At 63.5% G+C, this 17,414-nt stretch carries 12 protein-coding genes; 8 read left to right on the plus strand and 4 right to left on the minus strand.

Features of this window, described 5'->3' with window-relative positions:
- Positions 1-44 precede the first annotated feature (44 nt).
- Both DWB85_RS05290 and DWB85_RS05295 read left to right on the plus strand, forming a co-directional pair.
- Positions 45-1,751 carry an autotransporter assembly complex protein TamA gene (locus DWB85_RS05290; RefSeq protein WP_133300566.1) on the plus strand — a complete coding sequence of 569 codons (1,707 nt, stop codon included), beginning with the start codon at positions 45-47 and terminating at the stop codon, positions 1,749-1,751.
- Entirely contained in the window at positions 1,748-5,416 is a 3,669-nt protein-coding gene (locus DWB85_RS05295) for a translocation/assembly module TamB domain-containing protein (protein ID WP_117953167.1), read from the plus strand. The genes DWB85_RS05290 and DWB85_RS05295 overlap by 4 nt, the downstream gene beginning before the upstream one ends.
- On the opposite strand, the gene DWB85_RS05300 is transcribed toward DWB85_RS05295, so the two are convergent.
- Complete coding sequence (locus DWB85_RS05300; RefSeq protein WP_117953168.1) at positions 5,417-6,061, minus strand: YiaD family glycine zipper/OmpA-like lipoprotein; 645 nt, start codon at positions 6,059-6,061, stop codon at positions 5,417-5,419. It lies immediately after the preceding gene.
- A 153-nt stretch (positions 6,062-6,214) separates the two neighbouring features.
- Between DWB85_RS05300 and DWB85_RS05305 the strand changes: the two genes are divergently transcribed.
- Positions 6,215-7,216, plus strand: coding sequence for a metal-dependent hydrolase (locus DWB85_RS05305; RefSeq protein WP_117953169.1), 1,002 nt, complete (start codon positions 6,215-6,217; stop codon positions 7,214-7,216).
- On the opposite strand, the gene DWB85_RS05310 is transcribed toward DWB85_RS05305, so the two are convergent.
- The gene (locus DWB85_RS05310; protein WP_117953170.1) at positions 7,203-8,384 is read right to left on the minus strand and encodes a pyridoxal-phosphate-dependent aminotransferase family protein; all 1,182 of its coding nucleotides are present in this window, start codon (positions 8,382-8,384) and stop codon (positions 7,203-7,205) included. The two genes, DWB85_RS05305 and DWB85_RS05310, sit on opposite strands and share 14 nt — an antisense overlap.
- Positions 8,385-8,581: 197 nt before the next feature.
- On the opposite strand from DWB85_RS05310, the gene DWB85_RS05315 reads away from it, so the two are divergent.
- Entirely contained in the window at positions 8,582-10,114 is a 1,533-nt protein-coding gene (locus DWB85_RS05315; protein WP_205422663.1) for an acyl-CoA synthetase, read from the plus strand.
- A 31-nt stretch (positions 10,115-10,145) separates the two neighbouring features.
- Here the strand turns inward: DWB85_RS05315 and ppdK are convergent, their stop codons facing one another.
- Together ppdK and DWB85_RS05325 are read right to left on the minus strand one after the other, a co-directional pair.
- Positions 10,146-12,752 (minus strand): pyruvate, phosphate dikinase, encoded by a 2,607-nt coding sequence (gene ppdK / locus DWB85_RS05320; protein ID WP_117953172.1) that lies wholly within the window; start codon positions 12,750-12,752, stop codon positions 10,146-10,148.
- Positions 12,753-12,846: 94 nt separating this feature from the next.
- Positions 12,847-13,731 (minus strand): LLM class flavin-dependent oxidoreductase, encoded by an 885-nt coding sequence (locus DWB85_RS05325; protein WP_117953173.1) that lies wholly within the window; start codon positions 13,729-13,731, stop codon positions 12,847-12,849.
- A 67-nt stretch (positions 13,732-13,798) separates the two neighbouring features.
- Between DWB85_RS05325 and DWB85_RS05330 the strand changes: the two genes are divergently transcribed.
- From DWB85_RS05330 to DWB85_RS05345, 4 genes are all read left to right on the plus strand, one after another.
- A complete protein-coding gene (locus DWB85_RS05330; protein ID WP_117953174.1) occupies positions 13,799-14,806 on the plus strand; it encodes a TIGR03617 family F420-dependent LLM class oxidoreductase in 1,008 nt (335 codons plus the stop codon).
- A 73-nt stretch (positions 14,807-14,879) separates the two neighbouring features.
- The gene (locus DWB85_RS05335) at positions 14,880-15,566 is read left to right on the plus strand and encodes a hypothetical protein (RefSeq protein WP_117953175.1); all 687 of its coding nucleotides are present in this window, start codon (positions 14,880-14,882) and stop codon (positions 15,564-15,566) included.
- The gene (locus tag DWB85_RS05340) at positions 15,539-16,627 is read left to right on the plus strand and encodes a hypothetical protein (RefSeq protein WP_117953176.1); all 1,089 of its coding nucleotides are present in this window, start codon (positions 15,539-15,541) and stop codon (positions 16,625-16,627) included. Before DWB85_RS05335 ends, DWB85_RS05340 begins: the two co-directional genes overlap by 28 nt.
- Positions 16,628-16,641: 14 nt before the next feature.
- Complete coding sequence (locus DWB85_RS05345; RefSeq protein WP_117953177.1) at positions 16,642-17,412, plus strand: helix-turn-helix domain-containing protein; 771 nt, start codon at positions 16,642-16,644, stop codon at positions 17,410-17,412.
- Positions 17,413-17,414 lie beyond the last annotated feature (2 nt).

Here is a 17,414-nt window from a genome sequence, read left to right on the forward strand (position 1 = left end):
AGCTGTTGCGATATCCTGCGTTATTGCTGGCTGTCCTGGTTGCTGTGTGTTCGCTGCCCGCCAGGGCGCAACTACTGGAGGTCACCCTCGACGGACTGGAGGGTGAACTGCGGGAGAATACCCTGGCCTGGCTGGGTGACCCGCCGGCGACGCCCCAGGCGCGCAGCAACTATCTCTACTCCGCCAGGCGCAAGGTGGAGCAGAGCCTGCAGGCCCTGGGCTACTATCGCCCCGACATCGACTTCAAACTGACCCGCGGCAGCGAGACCTGGACCCTGCTGATTACCGTGGACACCGGCGAGCCGGTGGTGTATGGCAATATCGACGTGCGCATCAGCGGTGATGCCAGCGCCGATAGTGCCTTCATTGAGCTTGTGCGGCAGTCACCACTGAAGTCCGGAGAGATCCTCAACCACGGCGTCTACGACAGGTTTCGGCGCAGCATCAGCAGCCTGGGCCTGCGCCGTGGCTACTTCAACGGCCGGTTCCGTGAGGCCCGGGTCGCAGTGGAGCCGGTTGGCGGCGTGGCTGACGTGACGCTGCACTACGATAGCGGCTCCCGGTTTGTATTTGGGCCGCTCTCCTACGACCAGGATATCGTCAGGCCGGGACTGCTTGAGCCGCTGATGCAGACGCGCGAGGGCGAAGCCTATGAACAGCAAAAGCTGCAGGAAACCCAGGCCAGACTGCAGCGTACCGGCTACTTTTCCACGGTCATCCTGCGGCCCCAGCCAGCCGCTGCCAGCGACGGCCAGGTGCCGCTGACACTGGATCTGTTTCCCGCCAAGCGCCACAACATTAACGTAGGGGTCGGTTTCAGCACTGACACCCAGGAACGGGTGTCCCTGACCTGGCGCACGCCCAGAATCAATCGCCACGGTCACAGCCAGGAAACCCGGCTGCAGTACTCCAGGATCAATCCCAGCGGTCGCGTCACTTATAATATTCCCTTGTCAGACCCGCTCAATGATGTATTGCAGCTGACGGGCCGGGTGGAGGACAACGAGTTCGGCGACCTGGACAGCAACCAGCGGGAGTTGGGCGTGCGCCGGGAAATCAAGCGGGATGAGTGGATATACAGTTATGCCCTGCGAGCCCTGAATGAATCCTGGAACGCGCAGGGCCTGGATCGGGAGAACCAGTACCTGCTGCCGGGCTTTTCCCTGTCGCAGCGCGTGCACCAGGGCGCCCTGGTCAATCCCACGGCCGGTTTCAGCCAGTGGTATCGTGTCGAGGGCGGTGCCCGGGAACTGGGTTCAGATGTGGATCTGCTGCGCCTGACCGCCAATTATGGCTTCATCCATACCCTCGCAGAGCGTCACCGGCTGGTGCTGCGCACGGATATCGGAGCGGTGTTCCTGGCCGCAAGTGACCGCGACCAGCTGGCGCCCTCGCTCAACTTTTTTGCCGGCGGCAGCCAGAGCATCCGCGGCTACAGCTACCAGTCCATCGGCAACGAGATCACGCGGGTCGCCGATGACGGCGAGGACGTCACCCTGGTGGTCGGCGGTGACCGCCTGCTGACCGCCAGCGTCGAGTACCAGTACAGCTTTAACAAGAACTGGCGCGGGGCCCTGTTCGTTGACGCCGGCGATGCCTTCGATGAGGGTGATTTCGATGCCAATGTCGGCGCCGGCATCGGCGTCCATTACGTCACCCAGATCGGGGCCATACGCTTGGACCTGGCCAACCCGGTTACCGACGACAGCCCGTCCTGGCGTGTCCACCTGTCCATAGGCGCTGAATTTTGAAACTCCTGGCCTCGATTGCGGCAGTGGTGCTGCTGCTGTGTTTGCTGTTACTGGCGTTGCCGTTCTCCGCCGCCGGTACCCGGGTGCTGGCGCACGCGGTCAACGGGACCGGGCTGCTGCAGGTGGAATACGGCAGCGGTAGCCTGTTCGGTGAACTCGGTTTACAGCGCGTCGCACTGGAGCTGGACAGCATCGAGCTGGTGCTGGAAGACGTGAACACCCGCCTCGATATCGACTGTTTCTGGCGCAGCGCGTTCTGTTTCGACACATTGCGAGTACAGTCACTGCGCCTGGACGTCGCGGAGGGAGGCGGGCAGGCGGACCCGGAGCCGCCGGCCTTGATCGAAATCCCATTCATCTATCGCGCCAGCAATCTGCAGGTAGCGCAGCTGCGCGTCGGCTGGCCCGGCGGCCACTGGCAGCAGGAAAACCTGGTCGCCGACCTGCAACTGGCAAATTCGGTGCTGGAAGTGTACTCGGCGCATATTGCCTCACCCGTGCTGTTTATCGCCGCTGACGCCAGTAGCGACGCCGGGTACCAGGGCTTCGAGCCGCCCCCCATTTTCATGCCCCTGGGGCTGCACGTAGATAGTCTGCAAATTACCGCGGCCCGGTTCCAGCTCGGCGAGCAAACGACGCAGATCGACCGCCTGTCGCTCGCCGGTTCATGGCGGCAGTACGAGCTGCAGCTGAGTGAACTGGCAGCGGGCAGCGAGGCCCTCGGCGAGGCGGCGGTCGAGGGCGAGGTGCAGTTTGCGGCAAACTGGAGTTTTTCCCTTGATGGTGAGGCAACGCTGGCGGATACCGGGGGTGAATTGCTCGCCCGGCGGCGGCTGCGAACGACCTTACAAGGCGATCTGCAGCAGCTGCTGCTCGAGGTAACGGCCGCCGGGGAACCGGCCCTGGCGCTTGAGCTGCAGGCCAACGTCATGGCCGCGGGGCTGCCCCTTGAGGGCGGCGCCAGTGCCCAGTGGCCGGATGGCACCAGTCTGGGACAAATCATGGCGAGCGATGGCCCGCTGGACAGCGTGGTGTTGAACGGCCCGGCGACAGCCGGCTTCGAGGGCACGCTGGACAGCCTGCAGTTCAACATCGCCACTGCTGCCAGTGGTCTGGGCTACCAGCAGCTGCAACTGCAGGCCGCCGGGAAAGTGGCCGGTACCGGGCTGGAGCTTGGGTCGCTGGAGCTTGTTGATGGCAACAGCCAGAGCCGCTTGCTGGCGACTGGCAAGCTCGACTGGGGCCAGGGCTGGAATCTGGTAGCCGCTGTCGAGTCCCCCGGCCTGGCCCTGCCTGACCTGGGCGGAGGATCGGCGGGGCGCCTGGCGGGCAGTCTGCAACTGCTGCTGGAAGGAGCCGGGGACAGCTGGTCGCTGCGCTGGCAGGCGCTGGATATCAGTGGCGATTACCGCGGCTTGCCCGCCGTGGCCCGGGGCGATGGCGGCATTGATTCCCAGCTGCAGCTGTTGCCCGGGACCACGGAGCTTGGCGCCAATGGGGCCGAACTGAAGGTGCTTGCCGAGCGGGGGCAGGGCGCTGCCAGGCTGGAGTTTCAGCTCGACGACCTCGGGCGCTGGATCGCCGGCGCCCAGGGGCAGATTGAAATGGATGGCAGTGGCACGCTGGGCCGGGAACAACTGCAGCTGCGCGGTCGGGCCGACAACATACGGGTCAATGGCGTCGATCTGGGTCGGGTAAATCTGGCGCTGGAGTATGCCGGTAAAGAGCAGCGCCTGGCTGCCAGTGTGCGGGCCCCGGCTATCAGCAGTAGCGGCTACCAGATGCGCAATGTCCAGCTGACGCTGGATGGTTCCTTCGCCAGCCATCGCCTGCAACTGGCTTCTGCGGGGGATATCAGCGGTACCCTGGATGTTACGGGCAGCTGGAATTCCGGGCAGTGGTCCGGGAGCCTGGCGCCGTCGCGGCTGGCCACCGGTTCCGGCGACTGGGTGTTGCCCGAGGCAGTTGGCCTGGAGTGGCTGTCCGGGGCCAGCCAGCTCAGCATCGCCGGCCATTGCTGGCGCCACCCGGAATTCACCCTGTGCGCAGAGCCCATCACTGCTGGCGGCAGCGGTAAACTTCACCTCGACCTTGCTGGCAATGTGCGCGCATTCAACGGCCTGTTGCCACGTGGGTTCCGGGTGGGCGGCCAGCTCGATGCCCGCCTGGATGTCGCCTGGCAGCCCGGACAGCGGATGCAGCTGGATGCCCGGATCGACGGCCGCAACATGCGCGCCACCCGACATTACGGCATGGGCGAGCGGGTCAGTGTTGACTGGCAGGCCATGGAGCTGGTTCTGGCGCGACAGGACGACGATAGCCTGGCTGTCAGCGGCTTCATTACGCGCGACAATTTGAGGGTGCTGACCGTGGATGGGACGTTGCCCGCCAGCGCTGCAGGTGAGATGCAGGCGCGCATCGCTCTGGACAGCCTGCAGCTGTCAATGCTGTCGCCCTGGGTGACGGAACTGGCGGAACTGGCTGGCTCCCTGTCCGGTGAATTGCTGCTGACGGGAACACCGCAGGTGCCCCTGGCCACCGGAAACCTGCGCCTGCGAGACGGGCGCATGGTGGCGGTGGCCAACCCAACCGTCCTTTCCGAGCTCGCCCTGGACCTGCGTCTCGATGGTGAACAGGCTGATCTGGCGGGCAGCGCCAGTCTTGGCGATGGCGCGATCTCCATGCAGGGAAAAGTCACCAGGGAACCGCTGTTACAGGTGCAGCTGACGGTCAGTGGCGGGCGCCACCTGATCCTGCTGCCGCCGGCTTCAGAGGTGCTGGTGTCGGAGAAGCTGGCGCTGTCACTGGACGGCAAGGTGCTCGATGTGCAGGGTGAGGTGCAGGTGCACGAGGGGGTGTTGCGGCATGCGGAACTGCCGGCCGGCAGTGTTGGCCTGTCCCGGGAGGTGGTGGTGGTCGATACCCTGGGCAACGTGATTACCGAAGAGGATCCCTTCGACCTCAGCGCCGATATCTGGGTTCGCATCAGGGACCGTTTCCAGGTTGAGGGGGAGGGCCTGCGCGCCACCCTCGGTGGCGACCTGCATGTGGTAGCGGCACCGGGAGAGGACCCACAGGTCTTCGGCAATCTCAACCTGATCGGCGGCGAGCTCGAAGCCTATCGGCAGCGATTGCAGATACGCAACGGCACCATCGCATTTTCCGGACCGGTGGACAATCCGGCACTGGACGTTACCGCAGAGCGGGATATCCGCGCCGATAACGTCACCGTGGGCGCGCGCCTGCAGGGGCCGCTCAATGAGCCGGTGCTCGAGGTGTACTCCGATCCGGTCATGTCCCAGAGTGAGGCCATGTCCTACCTGGTGCGCGGCCGTGGCCTGGATGCCGGCGCCGGCGCGGACGGCACCGCGCTGGCCCTGTCGATGGGCGCCAGTGTGGTCAACAGGAGCGGGATCGTCGATGGCTTGAATCGCCTGCCCCTGATCAGCGATGTGGCCTTTGGCGCCAGCGGTGAGCAGGACGATACCGCGGCTACTGTCAGCGGTTATATTGGTAACCGGCTTTACCTTTCATTCGGTCGCGGGCTGTACCAGCCGCTCAATGTGCTGACCGCGCGATTGTACCTGCAAAGCCGGTTGTGGCTGGAAGTGGTCAGCGAGCTGGAAAACTCCGCTGACCTTTACTATTCCTTCGATATCGACTGATCAGGCCTGCCTGGGCAGGACGTAAAGCTCGACGCGACGGTTCTGGGCGCGACCTGCCGCGGTGCCATTGTCGGCAATCGGCTGGGTAAAGCCCATACCCTGTACCAGCATCCGGCTGCGATCGACCCGGCGGGTGACCAGGTAGTCGGCCACGCTTGCGGCACGGCGCTCTGACAGGGTCTGGTTGTACTGGGCGCTGCCGGTATTGTCGGTGTGGCCGCTGACCCTGAGGGTAGTGTCGGCGTATTTGGCCAGCACCTCGCCGACGGAGTTCAGGACCGGGTAGAAGCTGCTGCGCAGGTTGTAGGAGTCAGTCTCAAAGGTGATGTTGCCAGGCATAATGAGGCGAATATTGTCGCCCTCGCGCACCACCTGTACCCCGGTTCCCTGCAGCTGTTCGCGCAGCTTTGCCTCCTGCACGTCCATGTAGGCACCGACGCCAGCCCCGACGATGCCACAGCCCAGGGCCGCGTTGCGGGCATGCTTGCCGGAGTCTATGGCGCCTACCAGGCCGCACACAGCGGCCGCCCCGGCGCCATAGGTGGCGGCCTTGCTGGCCTGTTGTTCCCCGGTGTAGGGATTGGTGGTGCAGGCCGCGAGCAGGGTGGCAGCGGCAATAGCGGAAAGTGGCATCAAAGGTCGCATCGAGTCGTTTCTCCTTGGTTTGGTGGCTGAGTTGGACAGCGCGTGGCTGTTGTTGTTCTGTAAAACTATGTGAAAAAATAATAACCTTTCACGACTGGTTAAATGCAAGGCAATTCGGTAGTTTGTGCCGTTTGTAGTGACTCGGACCTGAAGATGGACCCCTTGACCCAGGGCGCGCTGGGCGCGGCCCTTCCCCAGTCGACCGCCGCCAGACAGCAGGCGGGGAGCGCCGCCTTGCTCGGTTTTCTCGCCGGTATGGCGCCGGACCTTGATGTGCTGATCCGCTCGTCCTCAGACCCCCTGCTGTTCCTCGAATACCATCGGCACTTTACCCATGCGCTCGTTTTCATTCCTTTCGGTGGTGCAATCTGTGCCCTGGCGCTGCACTACCTGTTTGGCCGGCGCCGGGGATTGTCCCTGGGGCAGAGCTGGCTGTTCTGCACCCTGGGCTACGCAACCCACGCGCTACTGGATGCCTGCACCACCTATGGCACCATGCTGTTGTGGCCCTTCAGTGACCAGCGCTTTGCCTGGAATACCATCTCGGTGATCGACCCCCTGTTTACCCTGCCGTTGCTGCTGGCGGTGGTGCTGGCGGCGATCTGGCGCAAACCGGTGCTGGCGCGCTTCGGACTGGCCTGGGCAGTGCTGTACATCGGCCTGGGCCTGGTGCAGCGGGACGCGGCGGTGGCGATGGGCCATGAGCTGGCGGCCCAGCGCGGGCACCAGCCCCTGCGCCTGGAGGCGAAACCGAGTTTTGCCAACATCCTGGTGTGGAAAACGGTGTATGAGACCGCAGAACGCTATTACGTCGACGCGGTGCGGGCCACTGTCAAGCCGCGGGTATATCCCGGCAGTTCAGTGGAGAAACTGGTCCTGGAGCGAGACATGCCCTGGCTGGATCCCGGCTCGCAGCAGGCCCGGGACGTGGAGCGATTCCGCTGGTTCAGTAACGGTTATATTGCCCGGGACCCGGTCTACAGCAACCGGGTTATCGACATCCGCTACTCCCTCCTGCCCAACCAGATCGATCCCCTGTGGAGCATCGAGCTCAAGCCGGGGGCGACGCCCCGGGAGCATGTGCAGTACCGGACTCACCGGGAGGACAGTCGGGACCGGGTGCCGCTGATGTGGGATATGATTACCGGCCGCTGAACACCGCTCCCGCCGCTGCCTGCGCCGCACCGCGACTGATGTCGGCGCCCTGGGCAGACAGGACCGCTTCAAGGGCGGTGAGGCAGGCCAGGACGTTCTGTTCGCTGCTGGAGAAGCCCATCAGCCCGATGCGCCAGGTCTTGCCCGCCAGGGCGCCCAGGCCAGCGCCGATTTCCAGGTTGAAATCCCTGAGCAGGGCGCCGCGAACGCCGGCATCATCGACCCCCTCGGGGATATTGACCGCATTGAGCTGGGGCAGGCGATGGGGCTCGGCGACCGCCATGGACAGCCCCATGGCTTCCAGGCCGGCAACCAGGGCGCGGTGATTGTGCCGGTGGCGGGCAAAGGCCGCCGTCAGTCCCTCTTCACGCAGCATGAGCAGTGATTCATGCAGTGCGTACAGGTCGTTCACCGGCGCGGTGTGATGGTAGGCGCGCTTGCTACTGCCGCCCCAGTAGCCCATCACCAGTTGCATGTCCAGGAACCAGCTCTGTACCTTGTGCTCGCGATTCTGGATGCGGTCGACGGCGGCGGGGCTGAAGGTCACCGGGGAGATGCCCGGCACGCAGGACAGGCACTTCTGGGTGCCGGAGTACACGGCGTCGGCTCCCCACTCGTCGACCTTGAGTTCAATCCCTCCCAGCGAGGTCACCGCGTCGACGATTGACAGCGCGTTGTGCTCCCGGGCCAGGGCGCAGAGAGCCCGGGCGTCGGAGCGCACACCGGTGGAGGTCTCGGCGTGGACGAATGCCAGGACTGCGGCGTCGGGATGATCGGCAAAGGCCTGGGCCACCCTGTCAACGCTCACCGCTTGTCCCCAGTCATCCTGGACCATCACCGCGGTTGCGCCGCAGCGCTCCACGTTTTCCTGCATGCGGCCGCCGAACACGCCGTTCTGGCAGACGATGACCTTGTCGCCGGGACTCAACAGATTGACAAAACAGGCCTCCATGCCAGCAGAGCCGGGGGCAGAGACGGGCAGGGTGAGGGGGTTTTCGGTCTGGAAGGCGTACTGCAGCAGTTCTTTTATCTCGTCCATCAGCTGCACAAACAGCGGGTCCAGGTGGCCGATTGTCGGGCGCGCAAGGGCACCCAGAACACGGGGAGAAACATCGGAGGGCCCGGGGCCCATCAGGGTGCGCTGGGGTGGGAAAAAGCTGCTGGTCATGGTCTTGCTTCCACTGGCTGTTGGCGAGGCCGACACCCTAGCAGGTTTCGGCTTTGGGCTTAAGTAAGCCGGGGAAATAGCGCCCATTGATCGCAGCTATGGCTTTGAGGGCGGGAGCGGCGGGGTGCACTGTTGAGCGCTATCTTAATCCGTGGTTCACTTGCCTGCCCGAACCATAATTTCAAGAGGATCGAATCGTGAACAGACCTGGTATAGAGCCCAATTTTGCCGGCGTCATGCTGCGGCGTGCCCAACTCAATCCCGAGCGTACCGCCGTCATATTCGAGGGCAAGGAAACCCGTTATGACGAGTTTGCCGACCGGGTGCGGCGTCAGGCCCAGATGCTGCGTGAAAAGGGCGTGTGCGTGGGAGATCGGGTAGGCTACCTGGGCTTCAACCACCCGGCGTTGCTGGAAACCCTGTTTGCCGCCCAGACCCTGGGCGCGATCTTTGTCCCCCTCAATTTCCGCCTGACGGCGGAGGAACTGACGTTCATCATCAATGACGCCGGTATTCACAGCCTGGTGGTTGACGATGCCCTGCGTCCGGTTATTGAACCTGCCCGCGATGAGCTCTGCTGCCGCCATCTGTTCAGCTCCGAGAGTGAGGCGGCGGGCTGGCTGCATCTCGACAGCGAACGGGCCGCGGCAGAGCCCATTCACGAGGCGGTATCGGTGGACCAGCACGACCTGGCAGTCATTATGTATACCTCAGGCACTACCGGGTTGCCCAAGGGTGCCATGCTGACTCACGGCAACCTGTTGTGGAATAACATCAATGCCAGTATGGCCTTCGGTGGCACCCGCGAGGACGTGGTGCTGTCGGCCGCGCCGCTGTTCCATATTGGCGGTCTCAATGTGATGACCCTGCACGCCTTTCACCTGGGTGCCTGCGTGGTCATCATGCGCAATTTCGAACCGGCCGAGGTGCTGGAAAACTTCGAAAAACACCGCGTCACCCATATGTTCGGGGCGCCGGCGATGTTCCTGTTCGTGTCCCAGCAGCCCAAATTCGCCGAGACCGACCTCAGTTCCATCCAGACCCTGATCTGTGGCGCGGCGCCGGTGCCGGAGTCATTGATCGAGCTGTGGGGTGCCCGCGGTGTGCCCTTCTGCCAAGGTTACGGGCTGACCGAGACGGCGCCATTTTCCGCCTTCCTGACTCCGGAATGGGCGGTGAAGAAACTGGGCTCGGCGGGCCAGCCGCCGATCTTCAGCGACACTCGCATCGTCGACGCTGACAACCAGCCCTTGCCGGCAGGCGAGCGCGGCGAAATCTGCCTGCGCGGTCCCAACATCATGAAGGGCTACTGGAACCGGCCCGACGCCACCGCCGACGCCATCGACAGGGAGGGCTGGTTTCACTCCGGCGACATCGGCTATCTCGACGAGGACGGTTTCCTGTTTATCTGTGACCGCCTCAAGGATATGGTGATTTCAGGCGGCGAGAACGTCTATCCGGCGGAGGTGGAGGGTGTGCTGTACAAGCACGAGGCCATTTCTGAAGTGGCAGTGATTGGCACCCCCGACGAGAAGTGGGGCGAGGCGGTCACCGCCGTGGTGGCGCTGCAGGAGGGCCAGAGCCTGAGCCTGGAGGAACTGCGCGAGTTTGCCGAGCCGCACCTGGCGCGCTACAAACTGCCGCGGCGCCTGGAGATTGTCGAGGCGCTGCCGCGCAACCCGGCGGGTAAAGTGCTCAAGTTTGTGCTCAAGGAAGATATCGTCGGCTGACACCGGGCGCGGGAGCACTGCTCCCGCGTAATCAATCCTCCTGGGAGGCCTCCACGTGGGCCTGGGCCGCCGCCATGCGGGCGATCGGCACCCGGAACGGACTGCAGGAGACGTAGTCCAGACCGAGATTGTGGCAGAAACGAATCGATCGCGGGTCGCCGCCGTGTTCACCGCAGATACCGTACTTGATGCCTTTTTTGACCCTGCGGCTTTCCTGCACCGCCATTTCCATCAGGCGTCCCACTGCCCGCTGGTCGAGGCTGACGAAGGGGTCCGAGTCGACCAGCTTTTTCTCGATGTAACTGGGGATGAACTTGCCCACGTCATCGCGGGAGAAGCCGTAGGTCATCTGGGTCAGGTCGTTGGTGCCGAAACTCATGAACTCCACTTCCGGCGCCAGCCTGTCGGCGCCGAGTGTGGCCCGCGGGGTTTCCATCATGGTGCCGACCTTGTAGGGCACGGAGACCTGCCGCTGGCGCAGCACCTCCTGCACACCGCGGTCGATGATTTCCGTGATCAGGCGAATCTCGCGCACGTTCACCACCAGTGGAATCATGATTTCCGGCTTGGGCTGGATGCCCTGTTCCACCGCGTCCACCGCGGCGGTCATGATTGCCTTGACCTGCATTTCGGTGATTTCGGGGTAGACGATTGACAGCCGGCAGCCGCGGAAACCGAGCATCGGATTGACCTCGGAAAGGCCTTCGGTAATTTCCCTGATTTTCTCCAGCGGTTTGCCCACCGCGTCGGCCAGGGCCTGCATCTCCGCCTCTTCATGGGGCAGGAATTCGTGCAGCGGCGGGTCGAGCAGGCGAATGGTCACCGGTAGCCCGTCCATGACCCGGAACAGTTCCAGCATGTCCTGGCGCTGGAATTCCAGCAGTTCATCCAGATACTGCTGGCGCTCTTCTTTTGACTCCGAAAGAATCATCGCGCGCATTTTCTCGATGCGCCGCGCCTCGAAAAACATGTGTTCGGTGCGGCACAGCCCGATGCCCTCGGCGCCCAGTTCCCGGGCCTTGGCCGCATCTTCGGGCGTCTCCGCGTTGGCCCGCACCTTGAGCCGGCGGTGTTTGTCGGCCCAGCCCAACAGGGTCTGGAAGTCGTCAGAGGAACTGGCCTCGGTTTTCGGTATGTCTCCCAACATGACCTCCCCGGAGGTGCCGTCCAGGGTGATGGTGTCACCGCGCTTGAGCACCACGCCGTCGTCGGTGTGGGCGCTGCCCTCGGCATAGTTTATGCTCAGGCTGCCGCAGCCGGTGATGGCGCACACCCCCATGCCGCGAGCGACCACCGCCGCGTGGGAGGTCATGCCGCCCAGTTCGGTGAGAATGCCAGCGGCAACCTTCATGCCGTGAATATCTTCGGGCGTAGTCTCCCTGCGCACCAGGATGACCGGGCGCCCCTGGGCGGCCACTTCCTCTGCCTCCTCGGCGGAGAAGACGATTTCACCGGTGGCGCCACCGGGGCTGGCCGGCAGGCCGGTGGCGACAATATCTTTTTTCGCCTTTGGATCCACCGTCGGGTGCAGGAAAGCCTCAACGTGCTCCGGGGAAACCCGCATCAGTGCTTCGCCCTCGCTGATCAGCCCCTCGCCGACCATGTCCACCGCGATCTTGACCGCCGCGCGTCCGGTGCGCTTGCCGCTGCGGGTCTGCAGCATGTAAAAGCGCCCTTCCTGGACAGTGAATTCCAGGTCCTGCATATCGCGGTAGTGTTTCTCCAGCAGCGCCTGGGTCTTGTACAGCTCCGCGTAAACCTCCGGCTGCCGCTCTTTCAGGGCCTCCACTTGCAGCGGAGTCCGGATCCCGGCGACCACGTCTTCGCCGGCGGCGTTGAACAGGAATTCACCGAAGAACATTTTTTCACCGGTGGAGGGGTTGCGGGTAAAGGCCACGCCGGAGCCCGAGTCGTCACCGAAGTTGCCGAATACCATGGCCTGCACGTTTACCGCGGTACCCAGCGTGTCGGCGATATTGTTCATTTCCCGGTAGATGATTGCGCGGGGTGTATGCCAGGACTGGAATACCGCTTCCACCGCCATTTTCAGCTGCTGGAAAGGGTCCTCGGGAAAGTCGACCAGGGTTTTGTAGATGGCGATGATTTCCTGCCAGTCTTCTGCCGACATGTCGACATCCAGGGTTTTGCCGTGCGCCTGCTTGTACTTGTCGATTTCGTGTTCGAACTTCTCCCCGGGTACGCCCATCACCACATCGGCGAACATGGAAATAAAGCGGCGGTAACTGTCGTAGGCAAAACGCGGGTTATTGGTCCTGGCGGCGAGTCCGGCGGCAATGTCGTCGTTGAGGCCCAGGTTGAGGATGGTGTTCATCATGCCCGGCATGGAGACCGGGGCACCGGAGCGGACCGAAAACAGCAGCGGGTTTTCCGGGTCACCGAAACGGGCGCCCATTTTTTTCTCCACCAGGTCCAGGGCCACGCGGTACTCCTGTTCCAGCAGCGATGGCAGGTTGTTACCCGCCTGGAAGTACTCCCGGCAGGTGGCAGTGGTGATAATGAAGCCATAGGGCACCGGCAGGCCCATGGAGGTCATTTCGCAGAGGTTGGCGCCTTTGCCGCCAAGCAGTTCACGGTCGTCCTTGTTGCCCTCGTTGAAGAGGTAGACTCGTTTGGCCATAGTGTGTATCTCGCGATGATTGTGCTAAGGGGTATTTTTAGTCGCGCAGTATACGCCAACTGCGCCTCGGGCACAGGGCCAATTCTGCAGGCAGTTAGCAGCTGGCCAGAATGTCCACCAGCGCCTCGATCTCCACCAGCTCCGCCGTCGCCGGGACCATGAACAGTTCTTCGCAGCCGGCGGCCCGGGCGTTGTCCAGGGCCTCGCGGATGGCGTCTGCCGAGCTGCGGTGTACGGATTCCGCCATCATGGTGGCGATTTCGGGCCCGGCGATAGCCAGGTACTCGTAGACATAGTCGTAGAGCTTGCGCTGGCCATCCTCGGCCAGGGTGTACCAGAAGCCGCCCATCCGGTAGGGTGCGTGCTCACGCCCGGCGCGCTCCCAGGCCGCCTCCGCCATGCTGAAGGTGCGTTGCAGTTCATCGCTTTCGCCATTGCCCGACCAGGCGTAAAGGCCATCGGCCCACCGGGCACAGCGCTCGATGCTTTTCGGTCCCATGGCCCCGGCCAGCAACAGGGGCTGCCTGTCCCAGGTGGGTGCAGGGCCGATCGGTCCTGCGCCGGCGATGACTTCATCGCCAGCCCACACCTGCCTGAGCCGGGCAACCTGTCGGTCCATGCGCCCGTAGCGGCCCTGGAAACTGGCGTCGACGGCCTGGTAGTCGCTGTCCCTGCCACCGTAGCCCAGGGCGATCTTGTTCACCCGGCCGCCGGACAGGATGTCCAGGGTGGCCACTTCCTTGGCAACCCGGGTGGCGCTGTGCATCGGCAGCACGTACAGGGTGGGAGTAATCTCGACCCGCTCGGTGGCCACGGCCGCGGCCGCCAGCAGCACGCGCATGTCGTAGGTCGGGCCATGCACGCGCTCACCGCAGGACAGGGCGTGGAAAGGCCCGTTATCGATGGCCCGGAACCAGTCCAGATAATCATTCCGGCTGAGGCCGGCTTTCATGTAGGGCAGGCAAATCCCGATTTTCATTACTCAGCCTCCTCGTTTAGCACTTATTCTAGAGAGCTTGGGAAGCTTATCAGGACCGGGAGCGCAAATGAAAATAGACGGGCCATTTTACGCCCAACTGGGCGAGGCGGCGGCGGAGGCCAGGCGACTGGCGGCGATCGGCTACGATGGTATCTACACCCTGGAGGGCAGCTGGGACCCTTTTTTGCCCCTGGTCATGGCGGCCGAGCACGCCCCCGGCCTGGACCTGGCGACGGGTATCGCGGTCGCCTTCCCCCGCAACCCCATCCATCTGGCCTACCAGGCCTGGGACCTGCAGAGGTTTTCATCGGGGCGCTTCTATCTCGGTCTGGGCTCTCAGGTGAAGGCCCACATCGAAAAGCGCTTCGGCGTTGACTTCGACCCGCCGGCATCCCGTATGCGCGAGTATATCCAGGCCCTCAAGGCGATTTTCGACTGCTGGCAGAACGGCACCCGGCTGGATTTCCAGGGCAGGTTTTATCGCCACACCCTGATGACGCCGATGTTTGATCCCGGGCCCAACCCCCACGGTATCCCACCGGTGCTGCTGGGCGCCCTGGGACCGAAAATGACCGAGGTGGCGGGGGAGGTTGCCGATGGCCTGATCGTGCATCCCTTCAACAGCACGCCTTTCCTGGAAAACACGGCGCTGCCCGCCGTGCATCGCGGGCTTGCAAAGAGCGGCCGCAAGCGCGGGGAATTCATTCTCCAGATCAACGCCATCGTCATCACCGGCGATACTGACGCGGCCGTGGCAGTGGCTACCCGCAAGGTTAAGGACCTGCTGGGTTTCTATGCGTCCACGCCGGCCTACCGGCCGCCCATGGAGGCGGTGGGCTATGGTGACCTCCAGGCGGAACTGAACAGGCTGTCCAAGGAAGGTCAGTGGGAGGCACTGGCGGAACATATCGACGACGATTTTCTTGATGCCTTCACCACCCGGGGCAAACCCGGAGAGATCGCCGCCAGGCTGCAAGCCAGCTATGGGGAGCATGCCGACCGACTGGCCATTTATGCGCCCTACGCGGCTCCGGACGCGATGTGGCAATCGATTATCTCCGAGCTCAGGAAATAGCAGTGAAAGCACGGTGAATGCATGTGGATTGGGCGCCTGATCGGTTAACATGGGCGCCGCTATGCCTTCTCTCATGTCATTGTTACCGCTCCCCGGCGCCCTGCTGGTGATTTTACTGCTGTCCGCTTGCGGAACGGCCACCGAAACGCCGCCCGCCGGGCAGGGTCTTGCTGCGGTGGATTTTTCCGGTGACTGGGAGGTCGATTACAGCGAGAGTGAGAACATCCGCGACTCCTTTGATGTCTTGCTGCGGGAGTTGCAGCGCCAGGCGGAGCGCCAGAGCCGCAACATGCAGCAGGGTGGCGGTACCCTCTCGATGGCGGCCAATAGCGGTAACAGTCTGTACGCACTGGCCCGCATGGCGGAGATCATCACCGAGCCGCAACTGCTTGCCATCAGCCAGAGTGAGACTGAAATTACCATCAAGCGCGAGGGCAGTTTCGCCCTTTACTGTGAATTTTTCCCTGGTCAGCTGCACCGGATCGAGTCGCCCCTGGGCAGCGAAGTCTGCGGCTGGGACAGCCACCAGCTGCTGTTCAATATTGTCTTGCCCGGGGGATTGTCGATATACCATCGGCTGACCCTGGGGCCACAGGGTGAGCGCCTGCAGATCGCCACCACCCTGCGCTCGGACCAGGTATCCTGGCCCTTTACCGTCGACCGGGTCTACCGCCGCTACGACCCCAGCAGCTCGGGCATACGCTGCAAACAGACCCTGACCCGGGGCAAGGTATGCACCACCGAGAGACCGGCGCAGTGAGGCCGCTGGTGCTGCTAATGCTGGTGTGCCTGGCGCTGCCCGCCGCAGCCGACCAGCGCCGGCTCGACGTGGGCGTGGCGATTTTCGACCCCGGTATCCCCGCCGACGAGTCCACTCATAATGAGCTGGGAATATTCCCCCGCATTCGCCAGGCGGAAGCGAAGTACCTGCCAGTAACACTGCGCCGGGAACTGGTCGACAGTGGCCAGTGGGGAGTGGTGCGGGTGCTGCCGGAACTGGGGGTGCTGTCGGAGCTGACCGTGCAGGGGCGCATACTGGAGTCCAACGGGCGCCAGCAGCGAATTCACGCCCGGGTCATCGATGCCACCGGCCGCCGCTGGCTGGACCGGGAATATGCCGCCAGCGCCGTCACGACATCTCCCCCCGGGAACGAACCCTATCGCCAGCTCTACGCCCGGGTAGCCGCCGATATGCTCGATTACCGGCGTGGTCTCACTGCCAGCCAGCTGCGCGAGATTCGCGGCGTAGCGCTCATGCGCTATGCCCAGAGCCTGTCGCCGGATGCTTTCGCCGCCTATCTCGGGCGCGACGGGGAGGGCCATCAGCGCTTGCAGCGCCTGCCTGCGGAGGGGGACCCGATGATGTCCCGGGTGGAGCGGATCCGCAACCAGGAGTACCTGTTCATCGATAACGTGGATGAGCAGTTCGGCGATTTGCACGACCAGATGGCGGCTACCTACGTCCTGTGGCTGGCGTACGACCGGGAACAAAACCTGTTTCGCGAGGACTACGAGCAGCGCGCCGCGAACCGGGAGCAGCAGGGCCGTGCCGGCAGTTTTGCCGCGATGCAGCAAAGTTATTTCGCCTACCGCAATTTCCGCATCCAGGAGCAGGACCTGGATGAACTGGCCCTGGGCTTCAATAACGAGATTGCGCCTACCATTATGGCAACCAGCGGCAGGGTGTTCCGCCTTACCGGCACGCTTGACAGTCAATACACCGAGTGGCGGCAGATTCTGCGACAGATATTCGCCCTTGAGACCGGCCTGCCGCCGGCAGCTGGTGGCGACAATAGTAGTTTCTCCAACACGGCACAATAGGCTATGCTTGGCGTATGGCCCGAGACAACCATGACAACGACTCCCTGCTGGAGTCCCTGCGCCGCCTGACTGGACAGGTGGCAGGGGGCACGTTTGAGCTGGCCAGGAACACCGCCACCATGACAGCCATGTTTGGCGAGACCTGGCTGCGCTCCACTGTGCTCAACCAGTTGGAGCCCGAGCGGCTCGAAGCCATGGCCGAGGCGGGGCATTTCCTGCGCGACGCCCGGGAAACCGCGGGCCTGTCCATCAAGGAGCTGTCCGAGACCCTGGGCATCAGCGACAAGAAGGTGCTGGAGGATATCGAAAGCGGGCAGACCATCATGCCGCTCGAGGCCATGCTGCGAGCGGCGTCGCTACTGGCCCGGCATGACCCGATCCCGTTCCTGATCAAGTTCATGCGCACCTATAATCCGTCGCTGGAGCAAACCCTCGAACAGCTGGGCGTACTGGCGCTGCCCAAGCAATATGAACGGGAACGCCGTTTCGTCAACCTCTACCGGCAACACGATTCGCTGCGCCAGTTCAACGATGACGAATACGACCGCTTTATCCGCTACATGGAGAGTTCCTGCAACCTGGTGCTGGATGTCATGGAGAAGGAAAAGGCCGCCGCCGCGAGCGCCCCGCAACGTCGCTCCGCCACCAGTAAGGCCGGCTCCGGCAGCAGCACCGCAAGTCGCAAAACCACCGCCAGCAAAACCACCAGCCGCAAGACTACAGCGAAGAAAAAGGCCGCCCCCAAGCGTAAGCGCGCGCCTGCCGCCAAACGCAAAAAGGTATAACC

The organism is Seongchinamella sediminis (assembly GCF_003457605.1).
Lineage (GTDB): Bacteria > Pseudomonadota > Gammaproteobacteria > Pseudomonadales > Halieaceae > Halioglobus > Halioglobus sediminis.